This is a genomic window from Achromobacter sp. Marseille-Q0513, from assembly GCF_018195695.1.
Lineage (GTDB): Bacteria > Pseudomonadota > Gammaproteobacteria > Burkholderiales > Burkholderiaceae_B > Achromobacter.
Genome location: NZ_JAGTJY010000060.1, coordinates 1 through 24,274 on the forward strand (window position 1 = coordinate 1; position 24,274 = coordinate 24,274).

General features: G+C 67.5%; 14 protein-coding genes. All 14 read left to right on the plus strand.

Annotation, left to right across the window (positions count from 1 at the left end; genetic code table 11):
- Positions 1–509 (plus strand): ATPase, T2SS/T4P/T4SS family (locus tag KDH83_RS14365; protein ID WP_212316889.1); only part of this gene is annotated, 509 nt, incomplete at its 5' end.
- A gap of 10 nt (positions 510–519) precedes the next feature.
- Positions 520–1,725 carry a type II secretion system inner membrane protein GspF gene (gspF, locus tag KDH83_RS14370; protein WP_212316891.1) on the plus strand — a complete coding sequence of 402 codons (1,206 nt, stop codon included), beginning with the start codon at positions 520–522 and terminating at the stop codon, positions 1,723–1,725.
- Between the two features lie 192 nt (positions 1,726–1,917).
- Positions 1,918–3,153, plus strand: coding sequence for a substrate-binding domain-containing protein (locus tag KDH83_RS14375; protein ID WP_212316893.1), 1,236 nt, complete (start codon positions 1,918–1,920; stop codon positions 3,151–3,153).
- Between the two features lie 359 nt (positions 3,154–3,512).
- On the plus strand, positions 3,513–4,724 hold the full coding sequence (locus tag KDH83_RS14380) for a substrate-binding domain-containing protein (protein ID WP_212316895.1): 1,212 nt from the start codon (positions 3,513–3,515) through the stop codon (positions 4,722–4,724).
- Between the two features lie 147 nt (positions 4,725–4,871).
- Positions 4,872–6,086, plus strand: coding sequence for a substrate-binding domain-containing protein (locus KDH83_RS14385; protein ID WP_212316897.1), 1,215 nt, complete (start codon positions 4,872–4,874; stop codon positions 6,084–6,086).
- Between the two features lie 274 nt (positions 6,087–6,360).
- Positions 6,361–18,669, plus strand: a complete 12,309-nt coding sequence (locus tag KDH83_RS14390; protein WP_212316899.1) for a filamentous haemagglutinin family protein — start codon at positions 6,361–6,363, stop codon at positions 18,667–18,669.
- Between the two features lie 188 nt (positions 18,670–18,857).
- Positions 18,858–19,565: a TonB C-terminal domain-containing protein gene (locus tag KDH83_RS14395; protein WP_212316901.1), complete on the plus strand. Its 708-nt coding sequence runs from the start codon at positions 18,858–18,860 to the stop codon at positions 19,563–19,565.
- Positions 19,566–19,582: 17 nt separating this feature from the next.
- Positions 19,583–20,098 (plus strand): RNA polymerase sigma factor, encoded by a 516-nt coding sequence (locus KDH83_RS14400; RefSeq protein ID WP_212316903.1) that lies wholly within the window; start codon positions 19,583–19,585, stop codon positions 20,096–20,098.
- Between the two features lie 111 nt (positions 20,099–20,209).
- Complete coding sequence (locus KDH83_RS14405) at positions 20,210–21,196, plus strand: FecR domain-containing protein (protein WP_212316906.1); 987 nt, start codon at positions 20,210–20,212, stop codon at positions 21,194–21,196.
- Positions 21,197–21,346: 150 nt separating this feature from the next.
- Positions 21,347–21,934, plus strand: coding sequence for a transposase (locus KDH83_RS32960; protein ID WP_212316908.1), 588 nt, complete (start codon positions 21,347–21,349; stop codon positions 21,932–21,934).
- A gap of 80 nt (positions 21,935–22,014) precedes the next feature.
- On the plus strand, positions 22,015–22,641 hold the full coding sequence (locus KDH83_RS32965) for a transposase (RefSeq protein WP_212316910.1): 627 nt from the start codon (positions 22,015–22,017) through the stop codon (positions 22,639–22,641).
- Between the two features lie 40 nt (positions 22,642–22,681).
- Positions 22,682–23,260 (plus strand): sigma-70 family RNA polymerase sigma factor, encoded by a 579-nt coding sequence (locus KDH83_RS14420; protein WP_212316912.1) that lies wholly within the window; start codon positions 22,682–22,684, stop codon positions 23,258–23,260.
- Between the two features lie 149 nt (positions 23,261–23,409).
- On the plus strand, positions 23,410–23,901 hold the full coding sequence (locus KDH83_RS14425) for a GspH/FimT family pseudopilin (protein WP_212316914.1): 492 nt from the start codon (positions 23,410–23,412) through the stop codon (positions 23,899–23,901).
- Positions 23,888–24,271, plus strand: coding sequence for a type II secretion system minor pseudopilin GspI (gene gspI / locus KDH83_RS14430; protein WP_212316916.1), 384 nt, complete (start codon positions 23,888–23,890; stop codon positions 24,269–24,271). The genes KDH83_RS14425 and gspI overlap by 14 nt, the downstream gene beginning before the upstream one ends.
- Positions 24,272–24,274 lie beyond the last annotated feature (3 nt).

The following is a 24,274-nucleotide window of genomic DNA, read 5'->3' on the forward strand; positions in this document are numbered from 1 at the left end:
CCATCCTGCGGCAAGACCCCGACGTCATCATGATCGGCGAGATCCGCGACCTGGAGACCGCCCAGATCGCGGTGCAGGCCTCGCTCACCGGCCACCTGGTGCTGGCCACGCTGCATACCAACGACTCGGTGTCAGCGTTGACCCGATTGACCGACATGGGCGTGGAGCCGTTCCTGCTGGCCTCGTCGCTGCTGGGCGTGCTGGCGCAGCGCCTGGTGCGGCGCCTGTGCCAGGAGTGCAAGCGGCCCGCGCCTGAGGGCGGCCATTTCCTGCCGGTGGGCTGCCCGGCCTGCAATCACACCGGCTATCGCGGCCGCACCGGCATCCACGAGCTGTACGTCATCGACGACGAGCAGCGCCGCCTGATCCACGAAGGCGCGGGCGAACAGCAGCTGCGCGTGGCCGCGCAACGCACCGGCATGAAGCTGATGCGCGAGGATGGCGAGCGCTGGGTCCGCGACGGCCAGACCGCGCCGGAAGAAATCATCCGCGTCACGCGGGACGGGTAGGGGAGAGACCATGGCGAATTTCCGTTTCGAGGCCGCCGACGCCCAGGGCGCCATCCAGCGCGGCACGCTGGTGGCCGACTCGGCCCGCTCGGCGCGCGCCCAGCTGCGCGCGCAGGGCCTGACCGCGCTGGAACTGCGAGAGGCCGCCGCCAAGCGCGGCCAGATCGAGCTGTTCGGCCCCAGGCTGTCCGACAGCGACCTGGCCTGGGCCACCCGCCAGCTCGCCAGCCTGCTGGCCGCCGGCCTGCCGCTGGAAGCCGCGCTGACCGCCACCGTCGAACAGGCCGAGAAAAAGCACATTACCGACACCTTCACCGCCGTGCGCGCCGATGTGCGTAGCGGCCAGCGTTTTTCCGACACGCTGTCCGCGCGTCCGCGCGACTTTCCCCCCATCTACCGCGCGCTGATCAAGGCCGGCGAGGATTCCGGCGACCTGGCGCGCATCATGGAACGGCTGGCCGACTACATCGAGGAACGCAACGCGCTGCGCTCCAAGGTGCTGACTGCCTTCATCTATCCGGCCATCGTCGGCTGCGTCTCGATCTGCATCGTCATCTTCCTGCTGGCCTACGTGGTGCCGCAGGTGGTGAGCGCCTTCTCGCAGGCGCGGCAGGAGCTGCCCTTCATCACCCAGGCGATGCTGGCCGCCAGCGAATACGTGCGCCAATGGGGCGCGCTGAACGCGCTGGTCCTGGTCCTGCTGTTCGGCCTGTGGCGCTGGACCCAGCGCGCCGAGGCCGCCCGGCTGGCCTGGCATGCGCGCGTGCTGCGCCTGCCGATGATCGGGCGCTTCGCCCTGGGCGTGAACACCGCGCGCTTCGCGTCCACGCTGGCCATCCTGTCCGACGCCGGCGTGCCGCTGCTGCGCGGCCTGGAGGCGGCGCGCCAGACGCTGGGCAACGAATGCCTGCGCCGCGCGGTGCTCGACGCCACCTCACGCATCGAAGGCGGGTCGGGACTGGGCGCGGCGCTGCGCCAGCAGAAGGTGTTTCCGCCGCTGTTGTGCCATCTGGTGTCCAGCGGCGAGAAGACCGGGACGCTGTCGCGCATGCTGGACCGGGCGGCGCAGACGCTGTCGTCCGACATCGAGCGGCGGGCGATGGCGATGACGGCCTTGCTGGAGCCGATCATGATCCTGACCATGGGCGCGGTGGTGCTGGTGATCGTGCTGGCGGTGATGCTGCCGATCATGGAGATCAATCAGATGGTGGGGTGAGGGGAGGGCCGGCGCCTCGGGTGCTTACCTGAATCCACACCTTTTTTCCTGGTCTTGTCACCTGGCTTGCCCACCATGGTTTGAGCACACCGGGCGGGCTTTTCGTCATTGCCTCAAGGTGTGCTTGCGAGCTCGTCCGTTCTCTTTCTCCCGCTGACTGTTCTTCCCGAAAACGAGTGCAAGGAGCAAGACATGTTCAACCGTAATTCCCTGGTCGCCGCTCTGTCGGCTGCCGGCCTGATGGCCCTGTCGGGCGCCGCGCTGGCGCAGCAGGTCGTGGTTTCTGGCGGCGCCACGCTGCCGGCCCCGCTCTACAACGACGAAATCACTTCGTTCCCGGCTTCGACGTTCAAGCCCTATGTGGGCGTGGGCAGCGGCGCGGGCAAGACCGCCTTCCTGACCAATAACGCATCGGGGCTTTACAGCTCGGGCGTGGTTCATTGGATCGGCAGCGAATCCATCCTGACCCAAGCGCAGATCAACGACTACTTGATCACGGGCTTGGGCAGGTTGGACATGCCTACTGGCCACGGCCCGTTGATCCAGATTCCTGCGATGGTCACGCCAATTACGATCTCGTACAAAGGGCCAACGGATGTTGTCCAGTTGACCAAGGGGCAATTGTGCGGCGTGCTGTCGGGCAAGTTTGACAAGTGGAGCGACATTGGCGTGTCGTCAGGCACTGCCCCGGACCGGTTCAAGGTGATCTACCGCAAGGATGACAGCGGTACGACGCAACTACTTACCCGTCATCTGCAGGCGGTCTGTGGCCCTGACGCCAACGTGGCTTTCACCGGCAAGAGCGTCTTTGCCGAGGAATTCCCGACTTGGTTTGGACAGCCCCAGTTGCCTCCCCAATTCATCGGCGTCAACGGCAGCGCTGGCGTGGCGGCCCAGGCTGATCTGGAGCCGTCGGTCATTACCTATCTAGGCCCGGACCCTGCCCATACCAGCAAGCTGAGGCAAGCTGAGCTGTTCAACATCAACGACTTTGAACCATGGGTTTCCTATGCACCGACAGCCGAGAACGTGGAGAGCGCCATGGCTAGTACTGTCGCTTCGCTGCCAACGGCCACGGGGCCGGTAGAACGCGATCCCAGACGCGCCAACTGGACGAATTCGCTAAACCAAGCCAATCCCTTCAACTGGATCCGAGCCTCTGTCAATCCGCGTACCGGTTATCCCATCGTTGGCTACACCAGCTTCGTATTGAGCCAGTGCTACGAAAATGCCAGCGTCACCAGTGCGATCAAGGACTTTCTGACCAAGCACTATTCGGCCAGCAACGACAAGCCGGCCCAGCACCTGCTGGTGCCGTTGGGACGCGTCAATCGCATGCGCATATTGTCGGCTTTCGTGACCGGCACCATTGCCAATTTGAATGTTGGCAATGCCACGGTCTGCGGCAACTACGCCGGACGTGGTTGATTGCAGCGGCGCCTTCAGCGAACCAAGCAGATCCATGACGAAGCCGCGCGGCCGGTCGTGTGGCTTTTTCCGTACGGATTGACTGAGCATGGCTTTGCCGAAGCATGAGCGGAGTCCAGCAGTTGCAAAGTGCTGCCGGCGTATCAGAGCTTGTCGAAACTCCACTCAATTTCCGGCATCTCCCCACATTCTTACCTCACTCCACACCTTTTTTCCCGGCCCTGTCACCTCGCTTGCGCATCATGACTTCAACGCGTCAGGCAGGCTTTTCTCTCCGTAGCCGCAAGGTGCGTTTCTTGGGTTCATCCGTTCTTTTCTCCACTAGCAGTTCTCTCCGAAACGAGTGCAAGGAGCAAGACATGTTCAACCGTAATTCCCTGGTCGCCGTTCTGTCGGCGGCTGGCCTGATGGCCCTGTCGGGCGCCGCGCTGGCGCAGCAGGTCGTGGTTTCCGGCGGCGCCACGCTGCCCGAGAAGCTGTACAACGAAGAAATCACCAAGTTCCCCCTGCCGTCCTTCAAGCCCTACGTGGGCGTGGGTAGCGGCGCGGGCAAGACCGCCTTCCTGACCAACAGCGCCGCCGGTTTCAGCAGCTCGGGCGTCGTGCACTGGATCGGCAGCGACTCGATCCTGAAGCAGGCCGAGATCGACACCTACCTGACCACCGGCCTGGGCAAGATCGGCAACACGGCCGGCCACGGCCCGCTGATCCAGATCCCGTCGGTCGCCACCCCGGTGACCATCGCCTACAAGGGTCCCACCGGCGCGGTGACGCTGAACAAGGCGCAACTGTGCGGCGCGCTGTCGGGCAAGTACACCAAGTGGAGCGAAATCGGCGTCACCGTACCGGCCAGCCTGAACAGCTTCAAGGTCATCTACCGCAGCGACAGCAGCGGCACGACCGAACTGCTGACCCGCCACCTGCAAGCCGTCTGCGGCACGGACTCGAACGTCGCCTTCGGCGGCAAGAGCACGTTCGCCCAGGAATTCCCGGCGAACACGCCTCCGGCCAACTTCGTGTCGGCCAGCGGCAGCGGCGGCGTCGTCACCGCGATCGGCACCCAGACCTCGGCCATCACCTACGTGAGCCCGGATCCCGCCTACACCAGCACGCTGAAGCTGGCCAACCTGCGCAACTCGCAAGACAACGTGGTCTACGGTCCGACCGCCGACAACGTCAACCTGGCGCTGGCCAACTCGGGTTCGGCTGGCCTGCCCAACTCGGCCGTGCCTGTTCGTGACCCGAACGCCGCTGGCTGGACTGATCCCGACAACTCCGGCAACCCGGCCAACTGGATCCTCTCGTCGGTCAACCCGTCCAAGGGCTATCCCATCGCCGGCACGACCAACCTGGTGCTCAGCCAGTGCTACTCCAGCGCCGCCGTCACCGCTGACGTCAAGAACTTCCTGACCAAGCACTACGCCACGACCAACGAGCTGCCGGACGATCACCTGCTGGTGGCCCTGGGCACGACGCGCGCCACGCTGGTCAACACCTTCGTGACGGGCGATGCCAAGAACCTGAACGTCGGCAACACCACGATTTGCGGCAACTACGCTGGCCGCGGCTAATCCTCGCGGGTAGTTGATCGACAGTTCCTGTCGTAGTTCTTTGGCAGTGCAGGCGGCGCACGATGCGAAACATCGCAGAGGTGCGCCGCCTTTTTTGTTCCTATCCTCATTGGCAGCTCTTTCCGAAACGCGTGCAAGGAGCAGGACATGTTCAACCGCAATTCTCGAGTTTCCCTGTTGTCGGCCGTATGCCTGCTGACCACATCGGGCGGCGTCTTGGCGCAGCAGACTGTAGTGTCCGGCGGATCCACATTGTCCGGACCCTTTTATCTTGACGAAATTGCCCAGTTCCCCTTGCCGACTTTCAAACCCTATGTGAGCGTGGGCAGCGGCACCGGCAAGTTCGCCTTCCTGACGAACAACGCCGCGTACCTGGGGAGTAGCGGCGCGGTTCACTGGATCGCCAGCGAGTCCATCCTGACGCGGCAACAGATTGTCGACTATCTATCGCCTGCTGGCCTGGGCAAGTATGGCAATCCAGCGGGGCACGGACCGTTGATCCAGATTCCAGCGATGGCGACCCCCGTGACGATCTCCTACAAGGGGCCGACAGGTACGGTGACGCTGACCAAGGCGCAACTGTGTGGCTTGGCGTCGGGCAAGTACACACGGTGGAGCGAACTGGGTGTGGCCGTGCCGGCCGGCCTGGACCATTTCAAATTTGTCTTTCGGATTGACAGCAGCGGCACGACCGAATTGCTGACCCGCCATCTGCAGGCGGTCTGTGGCGTGGACTCATCCATCGCTTTCACCGGCAAGAGCGTATTCGCCCAGGAATTCCCCGGAGGAGTGCTTCCCGCCAATTTCATGCAGGCCGCGGGTAGCAGCGGCGTGGCCAGCGTCATGGGAGCGCAGGTCTCGGCTATCACCTATCTCGGCCCGGATCCTGCCTACACGGCGACGCTGAAGCAGGCCAATCTGCGCAATAGCAATGACAACGTGGCCTACAGCCCGACCGCTGCCAACGTCGATCTGGCGCTGGAGACTTCGGGTTCCGCCGGCCTGCCTGGTTCCGCCCCGACGGTCACGGATCCGAACGCCTTGGGCTGGGACAATATCAACAATGCGGGCAATCCTGCCAATTGGGTCCGTTTGTCGGCCAATCCGATGCAGGGCTACCCGATTTCCGGCAGATCCAACTTGGTGCTCAGCCAATGCTACGCAAGCGCCGCCGTGGCTGCCGACATCAAGAACTTTCTGGTCCGGCACTACGCACCCAATATCCTGCTGGACAACCATAAGCTGGTGCCGTTGAGTCCCGTCTACCGGGCAGCGATCACCCGGGTCTTCGTGACTGGCGATGCCAAGAACTTGAACATCGGCAATGCCACGGTTTGCGCGAACTACGCCGGTCGGGAGTGACCCCGAATTCCAGCCCAGGGCTGGCAGTGCCGGGAATACCCGGACAGCGAGGCGGCGCATGGCGCGGACTTTTCGCGGGATGCGCCGCCTTGTTCATCTCCATGCTCCGCACATTGTTACGGCACTCCACACCTTTTTTCCCGCCGCTGTCATCTGACTTACACATCATGCAGGTAGCTGTAGCGTACGGCGTGGCCTTGCCATGCGCGCGCGGCCGACTAGCGCACAGGCAGGGCCGTCTTGCGGGACGGCATGCACCAACCAGAGATATGGCATGAAGCGACGCGTGGACGTGGTGAAGGGACGAAAGGAACGGCAATCCCGGCGGAGCAGGGCAGGTTTCCGGCTGGCGCCGGTGCTGCATGCAATGACCTTGGCGATGACGGCAGGCTCGGCCGTGGCGGCGGGACCCGCGTTCAGCCCCGGCTGGTTCGCGGACAAGCGCGCCACGCAGAACCAGGCGGCCGCCACCGGCCGGCTGCCGGGCGGCGGGCTGGCCGGCATTCCGAACGCGCAGCGTGAGCAGCAGCGGTCACGGGACCAGTTGCAGCGCTCCCTGGTGAACTTGAATCGCACGGCGGCGTCCATCGCGGCGCAGCAAGCGGCCCAGGCAGCGGCGCGACAGGCCGCGCTGGCCGCGGCCGCCATGGTGCCGGACGGCCTGGCGGAGGGCGGCCTGAAGGTGGACCGGAATCCGTTGACGGCCGGCTGGGAAAACGCCAGGCCTCTCACGGCGGGCTCACAAACACGGATCGACGGCCGCACCGTGGTCACGGTGGAACAGACCGCCGATCGCGCCATCCTGAACTGGGAAACCTTCAACGTCGGCCGTCAGACTACGGTTGCCTTCAAGCAGGACGCGTCCTGGGCCGTGCTCAACCGGATCAATGATCCCCAGGCGCGTCCCAGCCAGATCCAGGGCCGGATCGAGGCACCCGGCACCGTCATGGTGGTGAACCGGAACGGCGTCGTGTTCAGCGGCAGCAGCCAGGTGAATACGCGCAACCTGGTCGCGGCGGCCGTGGGCATGAGCAATGCCCAGTTCCGCGACGGGATCTACAGCAAGACGGTAGGCGCCGACCAGCAGGAACGCTACACGCCTTCCTTCGGCAACGACCTCGCGGGCCTGGGGGATGGTGCCACAGTCACCAAGGCCATTGGCGACGTGCGCGTGGAAGCCGGCGCGCAGATCCAGACGCGGAAACCAGATTCGGTCACGCAGGGCGGCGGCTATGTGCTGCTGCTCGGCCGCGAAACGCACAACGCGGGCCAGATATCGACGCCCGCGGGGCAGACCGTGCTGGCCGCCGGGGACAGCTTCATCATCCGCAAGGGCCTGGCCTCGGACGCCAACGGCGCTTCGACCACGCGCGGCAACGAGGTGGCGGCGCGCCGGGTCGCCAACAGCGACGCCGGATTGGCGGTCAATACCGGCTTGATCCAGGCGCCGGTGGGGGACATTACCCTGACCGGCCACGATGTGCGGCAGCACGGCGTGGCGCTGTCCAGCACCACGGTCACGGCGCGCGGCACGGTGCATCTGCTCAACTCCGCCACCGATGCCGGGGGCAAAGTCGAGCTGGGTCGTGATTCGACCACCGCCATTCTGGTGGAGGACGACGGCGCGCAGGCGCTGGATGCCCAGCGTGACACCTTGCTGCGTCTGGCGCCGGATGCGGATCGGCACCGGGCCGCCGGCCAGGCGTTCGACCAGTATGTCAGCGTGCCGGACCGTCGTGATCAGTCGCGCATCGAGGTCAGCAGCGGCGGCACGATAGTCGTCCAGAACGGGGCGATGGCCATCGCCACCGGCGGCCAGATCGCGGTGTCGGCAACCCGGCGCACCGTGCTCAACGATGGCGCCGTGCTGGACGTGGCGGGCGCGGTCGGCGTCAAGCTCGCCATGGAATCGAACAATATCAAGGTCAATATCCAGGGCAACGAGCAGCGCGACGCGCCCGTGAGCCGAGACGGCAAGACCCTGAACAACAGCGACATATGGGTGGACCGGCGCACCTTGATCCAGGTGGCCAAGGGCGTCAACGGCTATGAGCGCGAACGCTGGTACACGCAGGGAGGCCTGCTCGAGGTCGGCGGGTATCTGGGAACCGTCCAGCATGGCATCGGCGAATGGGCCGCGGTTGGCGGCACGGTCACCGTGGCCGGCGGCGATCTGGTCAGCCGACCGGGATCCCTGGTCAATATCTCCGGCGGCACGCTGGACGTGCAGAGCGGTTATATCCGGCAAAGCTGGCTACGTGGCGAGGACGGCCGGCTGTATGAAGTGTCGCGCGCGCCAGGCGACCTGCTCTACAAAGGGCTGTACAAGGGTTTCGAAGACACGCACGCGCGCTGGGGCGACAAAGGCACGCGCTATTACTACAACCCGCTCATCGGGCCGCGCCAGCGCTACGAAGAAGGTTATACCGCCGGCCGCGACGCGGGCCGGCTGGTCATCGCCACCCGCACGGCAAGCATCGACGGCAGCATTGTCGGCATCGCCTTCCAGGGCGTGGAGCAGACCCAGGCCAGGCAGAACATCGATGCCGGACTGCGCCAGCAGACCGGCTATCAGCAGTCACAGCTGGCCCGCTCCCTGGCTGGGCAGCTATTGATCGGCCGCTACGCGCCCTTCAGTCTGGAAGAGAAGGGCCGCGTGCGCTGGGGATATGACCTGGCGGCCGTGACCCAGAGCATTGCCATCCAGGACGGCGTTGCGCCGTCGGCCGCCGGGCTGGACGATCCACTGCCCGCGGCCGGTCGGATCCTGCTCGACGCCGGCAAGCTGGCCGGCCTGGGCCAGATCACCGCCGTAGCGTCGGAATCCGTGGCCGTGACGAGCCGGGTGCAGATGGCGGCTGGAGGCGCGATCGAGCTGTATGCGCCGGACGTATCCATCGCCGCCGACCTGAGCGCCCGTGGCGGCCGCATCGCGGCGGGCAACGTGTTCGACGGCATACAGCGGGAATCGGTGCTGGCGCCGCTGGCCAATGCCTCCGCTCGCCTGCTTGTCGGAGCGGGAACCGTGCTGGACGTCAGTGGCTTGTGGAGCAATGCGCGCCGCGACCCGGCGCAAGTCGGCGACATGGCGTACCGCAACGGCGGACAGATCTCGTTGCGCGCCACGGGCGCCGTGGTGGTCGGGAAGGGCGCTGACCTCAACGCGGATGCGGGCGCGTCGGTATCGGCCGCCGGCAAGCTGACCGGCGGCAAGGGCGGGGATGTCACCGTGGAAATGGCGCGTCCGACCGGCAGCGTGCCAGGACCGGGCACGGTCGGCGTCAGATTCGATGGCGCCGCGCACAGCTATGGCATGGCCGGCGGCGGCACGTTCCGCCTGTCCAGCACCAAGGTCCAGATCGGCGGACCGGGCGTGGACGCCGGGGGCATCGTGCTGTCCGAGTCCCTGTTCCAGGCCGGCTTCTCGCGCTACGACATCAATGGCGATGCGGGATTGGAAGTGGCCGACGGCGCCGTATTGCGCCCGGTCATGCCGGTGTACCGCAGCCGCCCGTCCGTGGCGATCGGCAATGCCGCGACGCTGGCCGAGGCGCTGGAGCTGTGGACGCCGCCCGTCTTCCAGGAAGATCCGCTGGCGGGCCGCATGACGCAGCGCTTGGGGGCCAGCCTGTCCCTGAGCGCCTTCACGCCTTTCTGGCCACAGCCCGAAGGCGGCGTGCGCATCGGCGAGGGCGCGCTGGTCGAAGTCGACCCCGGACAGGGCATACGTCTGCAAGCGCGCGGCTTGCTGCGCATCAGCGGAACGCTGCGCGCGCCGGGTGGCCAGATCGACGTGCAGAAAGGCGCTGACACCAGCGATCCACCGATGCCGCAAAGCGGCGGTTTGCCGAATTCGGTGTGGCTGGACGATGCGGCGCGCCTGGATGTAGCCGGCATCGCGGTCACGGCGCTGGATGTGCAAGGCCGACGCTACGGCCTGCAACGCAATGGCGGCCGCATCGCCGTCGACGGCGAGTTCGTCGTGATCCGCCCCGGCGCGGTGCTGGAGGCGTCGGGAACGTACATGGACGTCGACGTGCCCGGTGCGGCTACGAGCCGGCTGCGCATCGGCGGGCAGGGCGGGGCAATCGCGCTGTCAGCAACGGGAGGGCTGTACCTGGATGGCACCATGCGCGCGGTCGGCGGCACGCCGGATGCGCCGGGCGGGAAATTGTCGCTGAGCCTGGAAACGCCGATCTACAACGTCGGAACGCCAGATGCCATGATCCGGCCGAGGGAGTTGCTGATCGGCCAGAACAGCGGCCCGAGCGCATTGCCCGTCGACACACGGCCCGGTGACGGCCGGCTGGTCTATGGCTTTGGCAGGATCGCGGCGGACCGGATCCGTGCCGGCGGCTTTGACGACGTATCCCTGATGGCCCGTGACCTGTTGACGTTTGACGGCAACGTGGACCTGGGTGCCAGACGCTCACTGAGCCTGCTTCAGGGCGCGCTGGGCAATACCACGGCGGGCGCCAGCGTGAGGCTGGCGGCACCTTACGTGCTGCTTAGCGGACGGACATTGCTGGCGCCGCCGGGCGGCGCACCGATCCCTGTCTCGGCCACCCTGGATGACTGGACGGCCTCGCGTCAAGCTGGCGCGTCCCTGCTGCGCGTCGATGCCGAACAGATCGATATCCGAAACTTCGTGCGCACCGGCATGCTGGGCGAAGTCAGGTTGAACGGTGGCGTGAGCCAGGTCGTGGATCGTCGCGGCTATGAGCAGGTAGAGCTGCGTAGCCGCGCAGACTTGCGATTCCTGCCTGCCGGCACGCTACCCCAAATTCCGGTCGGTGGCCTGGCGTCCCCCAGCGCCATCATGACGGGTGGCGACTTGCTCTTGTCCGCGCAGCGCATCTACCCCTCGACGGGCAGCGCCGGCCTGGCGGTCGCGGGATACCTCAGCCCGAACACCTATGACCCCGCCCGCACGCTGCGGGTGGAAAGAATCGACGGGCCGTTGACGGCTGCGACGCCCCTTTCCGTCTTCGGCACGCTGATGCTGATCGCGCCCACGGTGGCGCAAGGCGGAGCCCTGTATGCGCCGCTGGGCAGGATTCATCTTGGCGCTTCGCAGGAGGGCATCACTCGGAGCGTACGACTGCTTCCTGGCAGCCTGACCTCGGTCAGCGCCAAGGGCCTGACGATTCCCTACGGGGGCACCGTCGATGGCCTGAGCTACCAGTACGATGGCGCCGCCATCGTGCCTATTGCGCCAGGGGGCAAGGCCGCCACCGGCAATCTGACCTATGGCGTGACGCTGGAAGGGCAGTCGTTCAAGGTGGACGCCGGCGCTGTCATCGACTTGTCCGGCGGCGGCCTGTTGACGGGCGCTGCCTTCATCAGCGGACGGGGCGGCTCCACCGATCCGCTATATCATCCCTTGCCCCGTTTCAACCAGGCATCCGGCACATTCGAACTGCCAACGTTGGCGGCCAATCCGGTATACGCCATCCTGCCCGGTCTGGCAGACCGGTATGCGCCCGTGACGCCCCAGGACGCTGCCTCCGGCTATGCCGGTTCGCGGCCGCAGGTCGGCGAAACCATCACAATTGGCGCCGGTGTGCCCGGCCTGGCCGCAGGCACGTATACGCTGCTGCCTTCCTACTATGCGCTGTTGCCGGGCGCGTTCCGCGTCGAGTTGGGCGCCGACAACCCCCTGGCTTTCGCGCCGCTGGGCCTGCGGGGCGGCTCCTGGACCGTGGCCGGGACGCGTGGGTTTGGCTACACCGGCACTGGCGATGCCGTGCCGCGCCAGGTATTGGTCACGCCGGGCGATGTGCTGCGCCGGCACGCCCAGTACAACGAAATGGATTATCAGTCCTATACGCTGGCCAATGCCGCGCGCACCGGCAAGCCGCGCGCCATGCTGCCCGCCGATAGCGCGAACATGGAATTGATATTCAGAGGGGCCCAGACCCGAGGTGGCGAGCCGGCGCTGGTGTTCAACGGTATCGCGCGCTATGGCCGCGAAGCGGGAGGATATGGCGGTCAACTGATCGCGCGCACTGGCGGAGATGCGCTGGAGATCGTGCAAGCCTCGCCGACCCGCGGCTTTTCTGGTACATCGATCGTCGCGGCGGATCTGAACGCGATCGGCGCCAACCGCATTTCGATAGGCGGCTGGACGCAAGTCTTCTCGATCAGCCCGGACCGGCTGGTTTTTCAATCGGGGGGAGGCGACGATATCTACCTGCGCGCCGGCGCCCAGCTGCGGGCGCCCGAGGTGATGCTGATTGCGGCCGATACCAAGTCCATCGTGCTGGAGCGAGGCGCCAGCATCAATACGCTGGGCATGGGAGCCGCGCCGTTCGATTCCAGCCAGGGCTATCGCTATGGCCTGTCGAATCAAAGCATGAACGTGCTGGCGGTTTCGAACGGCTGGCTGGACTTCGCCAATGGCGTAAGCACCCAGGATGGACGGATCGAATTGGGCGCCGACTGCGCGACCGCCGCTTGCGCCGCGCCGACCCGTCTGTACTCCGAAGGGACGATCGCGCTGGGCACCAGCAATCTCGTCGCGCATGAGGCGTTGCGCTATGGCACGCGCAATCTGGTGCTCGCGGCGAGCGCGCTGAACGCCGGCAGCGAGGCGGCGCTGGCCGATGCACAAGCCCGCGGCGTGTTGCCCAATGGTCTGCGGCTGTCACAACCCTTGCTGAATCGCCTGCTGCAAGGCGACCGCGAGTTCGGCGCGCCGGCCCTGGAGCGCGTCATCTTCTCGCTCAAGAACTCGGTGAACTTCTTCGGCTCGGTGGACCTGAGCACGCTCGATCCCGCCACGGGGAAGTCTGCGTTGCAGCAGCTGGTGTTCAATACGCCGGCCATTTACGGCCTGGGTGGGTCGGGCGACGTGGCCAGCCTGAGCACGGATACGCTGGTGTGGAACGGCGTGGCGGACATGCCGGCGGGGGACATTGCCGACGGCGGTCCGGGCACGGGCCTGGGCCGCCTGGACCTGCGCGCCCGGCGCATCGTGCTGGGAGACGCCAATGGCACGCCGCTGACGCCGCATCAGGACATGCGCAGACTGGCGGTGGGCTTTGCCCAGGTCAATCTGGACGCGACGGAACGGATCACCTCGAATGGCGAGGGCAGCCTGGGCGTCTACCAGTCGCGCGGCGCGTTCTCCAATGGAGATTTCTCATACTCGGGCGGCGCGCTGACGATGCGCACGCCGTTACTGACCGGAGAGGCCGCTTCGGTATCCCGTATCACCAGCGGCGGCGCGCTGCGCCTGACGGGCGCGGCTGCGCAGTCCCTTGGGGTCGTGGCGATCGGCGGATCCCTGACCCTGTCCGCCGGCAGCGTGTCGCTGGACAGCGCGATCGCCTTGCCGAGCGGCAAGCTCGCGGTCCGCGCCGAGGGCGACATCACGCTGGGCGATGGCGCCCGCTTCGACATGGCGGGACGTGCCACGGTCTTGCATGACCAAACCCGCTACAGCTGGGGCGGCGACATCACCCTGGAAAGCAAGTCGGGCAACATCACCCAGGCGGCGGCGTCGGTCGTGGACGTTTCCGCCCGCTATAACCACGCCGGCAGCTTGCGCGCGAATGCGCTGGGCGCGGGCGCCGGGCGGATCGACCTGCGCGGCAGCCTGTTGGGCAAGGCCAGCGGCGCGTACGACGCCGGCGGCACGATCGTGCCGTTCGAACATGGCGGTATCGAACTGCGCGGTCAATCGATCGCCGACTTTGGCGGCTTGAATCGCCGGTTGAACGAGAGCGGCGTCACCGGATTCCGCAACTTCCAGGTCAAGCAAGGCGATCTCGCCGTGGGCAATGAGGTCCGGGCCAGGAAAATCTCGATCTCGGTGGATGGCGGCAGCCTGCGCGTCAACGGTCTCATTGACGCCAGCGGCGCCCAGGTGGGCAGCATCAGGCTCGCAGCCATGAACGACTTGGTGATCAACGGATTGCTGGATGCGCATGGCAGCCTGCTGCGCGTGGACAGTCGCGGCGACATCATAGACAGCCCCAATCGCGCGGTAATCGAACTTACGTCGCGCAAGGGCCGGCTGGTCCTGGGCGCTGACGCGGCGATGGACCTGCGCGCGGGCACCGCGGTGACAACCGGCGACGGCGCGGGCCTGAACGACGGGCGCGCGCGTGGAACGGTGGACCTGAATGCGGCTCGCGTCGGTTTGAACGACGTCGCGCTGGACGTGCAGGGCACGCCGCGCATCGCGGGCGCGGAGCGCGTGGCGGTGAACGCATTCGCGTTCGATGTCTACAACGACGCCCCTCCTGCTGGCGCGCCCGACGCGTCGGGCAAGACGCCGCAGGTAATCACCCAGGCCTATCTCGACCGGATCCACGGCGAGAATGTGACCTACATGGACGCGGCTCTGGGCAATTCGGCGCTCGCCGCGCGATTGGCGGGGCTTGGACCGTATCGCCTGCGGCCAGGCGTGGAAATCGTCAGCGCGACGTTTGACGGAGACCTGACGCTGCAAGGCGATCTGGATCTGTCGGGCTATCGCTACGGCCGCGACGCCGACCCCTTGGATCCAGCGCGGCGCGGCATGGGCGAAGCCGGCGTGCTGCTGATCCGCGCCAAGGGCAATCTCAACATCTACGGCAGCATCAACGACGGCTTCGCGCCGCCCTTGGCGACAGATGAGGAGGGTCGCGCATGGCGGCTGGTGGGCAGGAACTCCTATAACAGCTCGAACGGCGTGGACCTGTGGCAACAGAGCATCATTCTGCCCAAGTCGATCACGCTGCGGGGCAGCGCGGGCGGCGTGGCATCGTCGATTCCGAATACCGTGGGCGAATCGCTGAACTTCGACGTTCCGGTACGTTCCACCGTCATCAAGGCCGGCGCCCGCATGCCGGTGGATGTGCAGCTCGAGGACTACCTGAACCTGCGCGCCGGCACGGTGTTGGGCGGCACGGTCACCAGCCCGGACGGCACCACCTATGCCGCGGGTTCAATCCTGAGCGCGGACCTGATGCTGGAACCCGGCGCCACGTTGGGCGCCGGGTTCATGGCGGACCGGGGTGTGTCGGTGGCCGGATTCCTGGTGCCGAAGGGGACACAGCTGGGCATATTTGATTCGCCCCTGACGCTGTCGTCGAACCTGACGCTGGCCGCCGGATCCTATCTGCCTTCGGGCACCGTGGTTCGGATCAGCGGCGGCAGCGTCAGTCTGCGGGATCTGGACAGTGAGGGCCGGCAAGGCCGCATCTGGGCAGTCGCGCCGATGCTGCGGGCCGGCACCGAATCGTGGAGCCTGCGCCTGGCAGGCGGTGCCGATCTGACGGCGGCGGATACCCGTGCGCTGCAATCCGTCTCACAGCTCGAGGGCGGCGGTCAGGTCCGGCTGGCCGATCTGCACTACCAGCAGGATCTGTCGGGCGGTGTGCTGGGTGAATCTCCCATCTTCAGCGTCATCCGCACCGGCCGAGGCGATCTGGACATTCTTTCGGGCGGCGACTTCCGCCAGCTGTCGTTCTACGGCATCTATACCGCCGGGACGCCATCCGCCGCCGTGCGAGACCGGCAGGGCAACCCCGTCCTGAACGCACTGGGGCAGGATGCGTACAACTTGCAGCGCGCGCCGGACCAGGCTCAGTCTCTTGCAGACGGCAGCCCTTCCGTATTGGGCGCGGCGGCCGCGAGCTACGAACCCCTGGTAACGGGCGACCAGTACGCGGCCTGGTATCCGGAGCGCGGTGGCAATGTCCATGTGCAGGTGCAAGGCGATATGCGAGCGGCGACGCGAGGCATGGCTTCGGGGCCATCGGCAGCCAATACGCGAGGGGCTGGCTGGGCCAGTGGCAGTTACACCGGCAACTGGCTATGGCGCCAGGGCGGCGAGGATCTGGGGCAGCGGACTGCGTGGTGGATCAATTTTGGTACCTATGTGCCGACGGCCTTCTATGACACGCTCAAGGCGCCAGGCGTTACCGTGGAAGGATTCACGGGGATCGGCGCGTTGGGCGGCGGCAATGTCAATCTGGAAGTCGGCGGCAATGCCGGTACGCTGGAGCGTCCCGAGTCTGCGGCGTCATGGCTCTATCCCTACAGCACGGGATTGGTCCTGGCGGTCGGCAGCACGGGCAGAGTCAGACCCGACGGGACGCGGGTTACGACAGGTGGCGGGGACATGAACCTGAAGATTGCCGGTGCGCTCAATCCCATCCCTGCGTCCTACGACAACAACGGCACTGTGAGTGGCACGACCAACGACATGAACGGCGTGCTGACCAACCTGCGCGGTGCGCTCGACGTGTCCGCGCGCAGCATCGGACGCATCGATCCGATGCTGTTCGTGAAGGATTCATCGGATGCGCGCGGAATCGATCTGACGCATCCGACGCTGGCGGCATCGTCTGGCGGGCTGGTCATCGTTCCCGGCGACGCCACGGCGCGCATGGCCGCCGCCGGCGATCTTGTGCTGGGCGGCGTGGGCGATGCGGGACGTACCCAGTCTCACATTACCAACGCCTTCGTTGACCGTGGAGCACCGGTAAGCGGCGGAGCGACAAGCTGGTTCAGCTTGTGGACTGATCGTACCGGCATAGACTTGTCTTCCGCGGGCGGCTCCCTGACGCCGATCACCTCCCAATTCATGGGGCCAAGCGCTCAAAGTCCTCGGGCCTTCAATGACGGCCCGTATGGAAGCACCTTTGCCTATCCATCGCGCTTCCGGGCCGTGGCGGGATCGGGCAGCATCTACTACCACCTGTCGGATGACATGAAGTCTCGGTATACGGTCACGTTCGCGCCAGGACGCTCGGGCCAAGTCGAGTTGCTGGCGGCGGATTCACTCAATGGTGGTGGTTTTCCTCTGCTGATGTCGGGAGCTGACCCAAGCGTGGTGCCCACGCCGGAACGGCCTGCCTATATCGCGTCCTGGGCGCTTGATTCGGCACCGGTGAACCGTAGCAACGCCTATGGCACACAGCCCGTGCTTGGCACGTTGTTCGCTTTCGGTCCCGATACCGTCAGCGCCAAGGGCGGCGGAACAGGATTGGCGCGCTTTTACGCGGGCCAGGACATCGTGGGGCTGACCTCCGGTCAGTACAGGGCATTCTCGACTGGCTCGACGTATCACGCCGCCCGTCCGGCTTGGATCCTGGCCGGACGCGACATCGTCAACTTCAACGGCCTGATCCTCAACCAGCAGCCCACCGATGTTTCCCGCATCACGGCCGGCCGCGACATCATCTATGCCAACGCCAACATCGCTGGCCCCGGTTGGCTGGAAGTCACCGCCGGCCGCCACCTGACCCAGGAAGACCAGGGCAGGCTTGTAAGCCTGGGCCTGATCGACGGCCGCCCCGCCACCGGCAAGGGCGGCGCTGGCGTTGTCGTCAGCGTAGGCGGCGAGGGCGACTACACCGCTTTCGCCAAGCGCTACCTCGACCCCGCCAACCGCGCCAACCCTGGCCAGACCCTGGCCAGCCAGCCCGGCAAGGCCATCAAGACCTACGAACGCGAGCTGACCGACTGGCTGCGCGCGCTGCAGGGCTACGACGGCCCGGCGGACCAGGCGCGCGCCTACTTCGACGCGCTGCCGCCGGAGCAGCAGCGCATCTTCCTGCGCCAGGTCTACTACGCCGAGCTGACCCAGGGCGGGCGCGAATACAACGACGCGGCGGGTCCGCGTCCCGGCAGCTACCTGCGCGGCCGGCAGGCGATCGCCTCGCTGTTCCCGGAAGCCGACGCGCAGGGCCGGCCGATCCGCTACCAGGGCGACATCACCCTGTTCGGCGGCTCGGGTATCCAGACGCTGTTCGGCGGCGCGGTCCATCTGCTGGCGCCGGGCGGCAAGATGATCTTCGGCGTGGAAGGACTGGCGCCGCCGTCGACGGCGGGCGTGGTGACGCAGGGCGCGGGCGATATCCAGATGTACGCCAAGGGCAGCATCCTGCTGGGCCAGAGCCGGGTCATGACCACCTTCGGCGGCAACATCATGGGCTGGTCGGCGGAAGGCGACATCAACAGCGGCCGAGGCGCCAAGAGCACGGTGGTGTATACGCCGCAGCGCCGGCTGTACGACGCCGTGGGCAACGTCAGCCTGTCGCCGACGGTGCCCAGCACCGGCGCCGGCATCGGCACGCTGGCGCCGATTCCGGAAGTGCCCAAGGGTGACGTCGATCTGGTCGCGCCGCTGGGCACGGTGGATCCGGGCGAGGCCGGCATCCGCGTGTCGGGCAACATCAACATCGCCGCGCTGCACGTGGTCAATGCCGCCAACATCCAGGTCCAGGGCGAATCCAAGGGCATCCCGGTGACGGCGACGGTGAACACCGGCGCGCTGACCTCGGCCAGCTCGGCCGCGTCGTCGGCCACGCAAAGCGCGCAGGAGATGACGCGGCAACAGCAGGCATCCGCGCGCCAGAACCTGCCGTCCATCATCTCGGTGCAGATCCTGGGCTACGGCAACGAGCCGGCATCTGGATCGTCCGGGGAGGGCGCGGCGCCGGCCGGGCAGCCGCCGCGACGCGACGGCAGCGCCAGCGGCTACGACCCTCGCAGCGTCTTCCAGATGCTGGGCAACGGCGATATTTCGGAAGAGCAGCGGGCAAGGCTGACGGACGCCGAACGGCGCAGGCTGTCGGGAGGCTGAAGCGGGCGTCGTTCCTGTCACGCGGCAGTCATACGCCATTACTACATTGCCTGTTCACCGATCGCCACCGCGTCCGGCCGGCTCCCGGCCCGCCGGACGCGGCATGGGCGGGGCGCTTGCACGGCAGGCGCGTGGCGCTCCGTCCTTGGGGGCAGCAAGCGCACCGCGTGCGTGCGGCGTGGGGGGGTATGTTTTTTTGGCGTTCGAAGGCGGCCCGCTGCACGCGCACGCTATGGCGCGCGCGCCGCTGGCCGGCGCTGCTGTTGCTGGCGGCCTGGTGCTGGCGCGCGCTGGCCGCGGAGGCGCCGCCCGAGCCTCGGCCCATCTTCGCCTTCGACATTCCCGCCCAGCCACTACAGGCCGCGCTGGAACAGTACAGCAATGTGACGGGCGGATCGGTGGTGTATCGCGCAGCGTTGACCGTGGGGCGGCGTTCGGCCGCCGTGAAGGGAATCCATACGCCGGAGGCTGCCTTGCGCATGCTGATCGAAGGTTCTGGCCTGGTCGCCGAGTACACCGCGACGAACGCCGTGGTGCTGCAGCCCGAGCCGGCCGCGCCGGCTGTCGCGCGGCGGCCGGCAAATCCCACCGGGTCGTTCTATCGCAGCTACTACGGCCTGATCCAGGCCGGCGTGCGCGATGCGCTCTGCGGCCTGCCGGCGCTGGCCGTGGGCAGTTTCCGGGCCGCGGTGAGCTTTGGCGTGTCGGAGCAGGGACGGGTGCAGGACGCCCATCTGCTGGATTCCAGCGGCGATGCGGGCCGCGACGAGGCGATCACGCAGGCGCTGAACGGCATCGCCCTGGGCAAGGCGCCGCCCGAGGGCCTGGCGCAGCCATTCGTGATGCTGATCGTGCCGCAATCGGCGGATCACGACCGCGCCTGCGCCATCCGCTGAGCGCCTGACCCGGATCCATGATGCCATCCAGCCTGGCCGTATTGCGCGATTTCATGCTGCAGCGCTACGACGATCTCAAGGCGCGCCTGACACGGCGCCTGGGCTGCGCCGACATGGCCAGCGACGCCTTGCAGGACACCTGGCTGCGGCTGGAGGGCAAGGACGAGCTGGGGCCGGTCGACAGCCCGGGCGCGTACCTGTTGCGGATGGCGGTCAATGTGGCGGTGGACCAGCAGCGCGCCGAGAACCGCCGGCTCACTTCCAGCGAGGCCGAGGCCTTGCTCGCCGTGCCCGATCCCGCGCCCGGTCCGGCACAGATGGCGCAAGGCCGGGAAGAGCTGGACACGCTGGTGCGCGTCATGGGCGAGCTGTCCGAGCGTCAGCGCGGCGTGCTGCTGGCGGTACGCCTGGAAGGGCTGCCGCAAGCCGAGGTGGCGACGCGCATGGGCGTGTCGCTGCGCACCGTGGAGCGCGAATTGCGCAGCGCGCACGAGCACTGCGCGACGCGCGTCCGTAATTTATTGTCACCATAAAAAACGCGTCCCCCAGGCGGATTCCGGCTGCGAGAATCGTCATAGGGGGAGCAAGGGGAATAACGGCGCGCCGCCGCTCCATGCCGGCATCGCCGTACAGAGAGAATGGTCATGAAGAGTGCATCCCGGGACGCCCGACGCAGACAGGCGGACATCGAGCGCCAGGCCCGTGCCTGGATACGGCTGCTGGCCTCGGGCCAGGCCACGCTGCATGACGCCGAAGCCTTGAAACTGTGGTGCGCGGCCAGCGAGGCGCATGCCTCCGCCTTCGCGCTGGAACGGCGGTTCTGGAACCAGGGGGGTCCCGCCGCGCAGCAGTTGCAGCGGCAGAGGGCGCAGGCGTCCCACGAGCGCTCGGCTTCTCGCGTCTGGGGCCGCCGCGCGTTCCTGGGCACGACGCTGGGCGGCACGGCCGCCGCCGCCATTGCCGCGGTGGTGGCGCCGCCGTTCGGACTGTGGCGTTCGTTCGATGAGTGGGACGCCGACTACCGCACCGATACCGGCGGGCGCCGCCAGTTCGGCCTGGATCGGCAGGTGCAGGTCGACATGAACACGCAGACCAGCATCGCCCTGCGGCCGGATGTGGCGGGCGCGCTGGGCATGGAGCTGATCACGGGCGAAGCGGCCTTCGAGGCGCTGGCGCCCGACCGCAAGGTCACGGTGCTGGCCGGCGCCGGCAAGGCCAGCGCCAGCCAGGCGAAGTTCGAGCTGCGCCGCACGGGCAACACCGTGTGCCTGACCTGCGTCAGCGGCGAGGTCACGCTGTCGCACGCGGGCGGCGAACTCGCCTTGGCGCCGCGCCAGCAGGTCAGCTACGACCGCGAGCAGGTGGGCGCGATCCAGACGATAGACCCCGATGAAACCTCGGCCTGGCGCCAGGGCGCGCTGGTGTTCCGCCAGACGCCGCTGCCGGACGTGGTGGCGGAGATCAACCGCTACCGGCGCGGCCACGTGGTGCTGCTGGACAACAAGCGCGGCGCCAGCGCCATGAGCGGCCGCTTCGAGATCCGCGATATGGAAAAAGTGCTGGTGCAGATCGAGCGCGCCTTTGGCCTGACCGCCACGCGGCTGCCCGGCAACGTCGTCCTGCTCAGCTGAGCGGGCGCCCGCGCCCGGCTCATGGGCCAGCCGCGCCGGCCTGCCTGGGCCGTGTCGGTTTTGAGCCGCGAAACTCGTCCTACCCATGCAGACCCGGTAGCAGAGCGCCAGGCAGGCGCGGGCCGCGGCTGCGCGATGGAGAGAGCAGCAGTGTCGCGCAAACCGAACATAGGCATACGAGAGCTGAAGGAAAACCTGTCGGCCGTGGTGGATTCGGCGTGGGAGCATCCCGTGTCGGTGCACCGCTATGGCTCGCCCTGGGTCTGGATCGTCTCGCACGAGGTCTGGACCCGCAATACGCGCCGTATCGACTTCAATCCGGCGGGCCATCCGCTGGCCGCCGTGCGCCAGCATCTGGACATGGCGATGCGCGACCGCCAGCCGCGCCTGCACGCGGCGGCGCTGCGGGCCATGCTGCGCATCGAGGCCCAGCCGCTGCTGCGGGCGCTGGCGGTCCAGCTGCTGTACGGGCTGGAAACCGAGGCCGCGCTGCATGAGCAGATCTCCTGCAACCTGCTGTTCCGCTGGTTCGTGGGCCTGTCCCTGGACCAGCAGATCTGGACGCCGCAGGAATTTGGATATTCCCTGGAGCGCGTGCTGGCCAGCGCCGAGCTGGTCGCCATCCTGGAAGAGCTGCTGCTCAGCGCGCCGGTCGCGCCGATCGCGCAGGCCACCGGCATACCGCTGAACCAGGCCCTGTTGAGGGAGTGGCGGGCGCGCAGCGTGCGGGGCGACTGAGACGGGTTTGGCGGGTTTTTCTTCTAGGAATCGTCTTAGAGAAAGACCGCAATGCCGGCCCCCGTCGCAAGGAGATCGCCGTGTCAGCCATCATCACCGTGGGTATGTTGGAACTGGACCGCAAACTGTCCAAAGTGCTGGATAGCGCCCGCCGCGTTCCGGTATCGGTGTCGCGCTATGGCTCGCCCTGGGTGTGGGTGGTGTCGCATGAGGCCTGGATGGGGCAGGTCCAGCTCACCCGCTTCGTGCCGCCCAGGCATCCGCTGGTGGGCCTGCGCGAGCATGTCGACGACGTGCTGCGCGGCCAGGTCGCCATGCTGGAGCGGGCCGGCGCGCAGCTGAAGCTGCGCACCGACGCGGCGGTGCTGTGCCGCGCCTTCATCCTGCAGCTGCTGTATCCGGTGGGCAGCCGCCGCTTCTTTCTGGAGCAGATCGCGTACAACCTGTTGTTCCGCTGGTTCGCCGGCCTGACGCAGGGGCTGGGCGCCGATGAAGAGGCGGACCTGGACCGGGAACTGGACCTGATCGGACGGCGCCCGGAGATCGTGCAGGTGCTGCACCAGGCGCTGGACGACGGCCTGCTGACGCCGCCGAGCTGGGCAGTGCGCAAGCGGGCAGCCAGGAGTCCGGCCGGCACCGGACAGCGCCCGCTTGCGCGAGGCGTTGTGGGTTTCGCGGCGGGCGCGGGCCTGGCCGGCGCGCGTTGACGCCGTGGCATCGCGCTCCCGCCCGGCAGACAGCATCGGCATGGCTGTCACGCTTGCCCGCCGCCCATCCGCACCCGGCGATGCCCGGGCCTGTCTGAGCGATTTCCTGGTGGCCAACTACGCGCGGCTGATCGGCCGTCTGCGCGCCCGCCTGGGCTGCGAGGATCTGGCCTCCGACAGCCTGCACGACGCCTGGCTGCGCCTGGCTGATGGGCCGGCGCCGGAGCAGGGCGGGCAGGCGGGCGTCGTCAACCCCGGCGCCTATCTGTTCCGCATGGCCTGCAACATCGCCATCGACCGCCTGCGCGCCGAACAGCTGCGGCGCGCGGGCGGTCCCGAGCTCGAACCGGACGATGTCGAGGATGGCGCGCCCGGCCCGCAGCAGATCGCGCTGGCGCGTTCCTCGTTGCGCGACTTCCTTCGGGAAGTGGACACGTTGCCCAGGCAGCAGCGCGCCGTGTACATCGACGTGCGCATCGAAGGGCTGCCGCAAAGCGTGGCGGCCTCGCGCTACGGCCTGTCGCCGCGCATCGTGCAACGGCACCTGCGCGACGCGGGCCGGCACATGGCGGGCTATGCGCACCGGCTGGCCTGTCCGACGCCGCCGCGCGCGCAGTGAAACGGCCGCGCGCGCAAGCGAATCTGTCGCCGCGGACGCAAATCCTTCATATGCGGCCGCTACGATTTTCGTCATCCGCCCGCCGCGCGCCGTGCGCAACCGGCGTGGCGACGCCGTCTTCGTCCAGCCCTCATCCGAGCCCGTCCGCCATGCCCAGGAATCCTCCGCGCGACACGCAAGGCCAGCAGGGATTCACGCTGGTCGAGGTCATGGTGGTGCTGGTCATCGTCGGCATCGCCACGGCGGCCCTGGGCCTGTCCATCCGTTCCGATCCGGCCCGCAGGCTGCGCGACGACGCCCAGCAGCTGGCGCTGCGCATGCAGACCGCGCAGCAGGAAGCGCGCGCCGACGGCCGGCCCATCGCCTGGCAGGCGGACCTGTCCGGCTACCGTTACACGCGCGGCACCTGGGCGCCGGACGCCGCCGCGCCAGCGCTGGACATGACGCGACTGGATGCCTTCGAACGCGACGCCACGCTGCGCCCGCAGCGTTGGCAATCGGGCGAGGTGCGCGTGACACCCGCCAGGCCGGTGACGCTGGACGGCGAATGGTTTGGCGAGCCCTGGCAGCTGAAACTCTCCAACGGCGCGGCCGAAGTGGTCTTGCGGCGCACCGGCGGCGGACGCTATGTGGTCCAGTAGCGCGGGAGCAGGCGGGCAGCGGGGGTTCACGCTGCTGGAAATCCTGATCGCGCTGGCCATCGTCAGCGTGGCGCTGGCCGCCGTCATGCGCACGACCGGCATGCTCACCACCAACAACGGCGTGCTGCGCGACCGCGCGCTGGCGCTCATGTCGGCGCAGAACCGGCTGGTCGAGCTGCAGTTGGCGCCGCCCGTGGCCACGGTGAGCCGGGACCGTGCGCCCTGTCCGCAGGGCGGATTGGCGCTGGTGTGCGAGACGCGCCTGAGCGATGTGGTGCGCGGATCGCGCCTGGCGACCGTGGAAGTGTTCCGCGACCGGCAGGCCGGCCGGCTGGCCTCGCTCAGCGCGGCGCTGGACAACCAGAGATAGGCC

Excerpts from the sequence above, each read along its gene's own strand:
- KDH83_RS14405 (WP_212316906.1), top strand. The coding sequence starts at position 20,210 with ATGAAGAGTGCATCCCGGGACGCCCGACGCAGACAGGCGGACATCGAG.
- KDH83_RS14425 (WP_212316914.1), top strand. The coding sequence starts at position 23,410 with ATGCCCAGGAATCCTCCGCGCGACACGCAAGGCCAGCAGGGATTCACG.
- KDH83_RS14385 (WP_212316897.1), top strand. The coding sequence starts at position 4,872 with ATGTTCAACCGCAATTCTCGAGTTTCCCTGTTGTCGGCCGTATGCCTG.
- KDH83_RS14400 (WP_212316903.1), top strand. The coding sequence starts at position 19,583 with ATGATGCCATCCAGCCTGGCCGTATTGCGCGATTTCATGCTGCAGCGC.
- KDH83_RS14380 (WP_212316895.1), top strand. The coding sequence starts at position 3,513 with ATGTTCAACCGTAATTCCCTGGTCGCCGTTCTGTCGGCGGCTGGCCTG.
- KDH83_RS14395 (WP_212316901.1), top strand. The coding sequence starts at position 18,858 with ATGTTTTTTTGGCGTTCGAAGGCGGCCCGCTGCACGCGCACGCTATGG.
- gspI (WP_212316916.1), top strand. The coding sequence starts at position 23,888 with ATGTGGTCCAGTAGCGCGGGAGCAGGCGGGCAGCGGGGGTTCACGCTG.
- KDH83_RS14420 (WP_212316912.1), top strand. The coding sequence starts at position 22,682 with ATGGCTGTCACGCTTGCCCGCCGCCCATCCGCACCCGGCGATGCCCGG.
- KDH83_RS14390 (WP_212316899.1), top strand. The coding sequence starts at position 6,361 with ATGAAGCGACGCGTGGACGTGGTGAAGGGACGAAAGGAACGGCAATCC.
- KDH83_RS14375 (WP_212316893.1), top strand. The coding sequence starts at position 1,918 with ATGTTCAACCGTAATTCCCTGGTCGCCGCTCTGTCGGCTGCCGGCCTG.
- gspF (WP_212316891.1), top strand. The coding sequence starts at position 520 with ATGGCGAATTTCCGTTTCGAGGCCGCCGACGCCCAGGGCGCCATCCAG.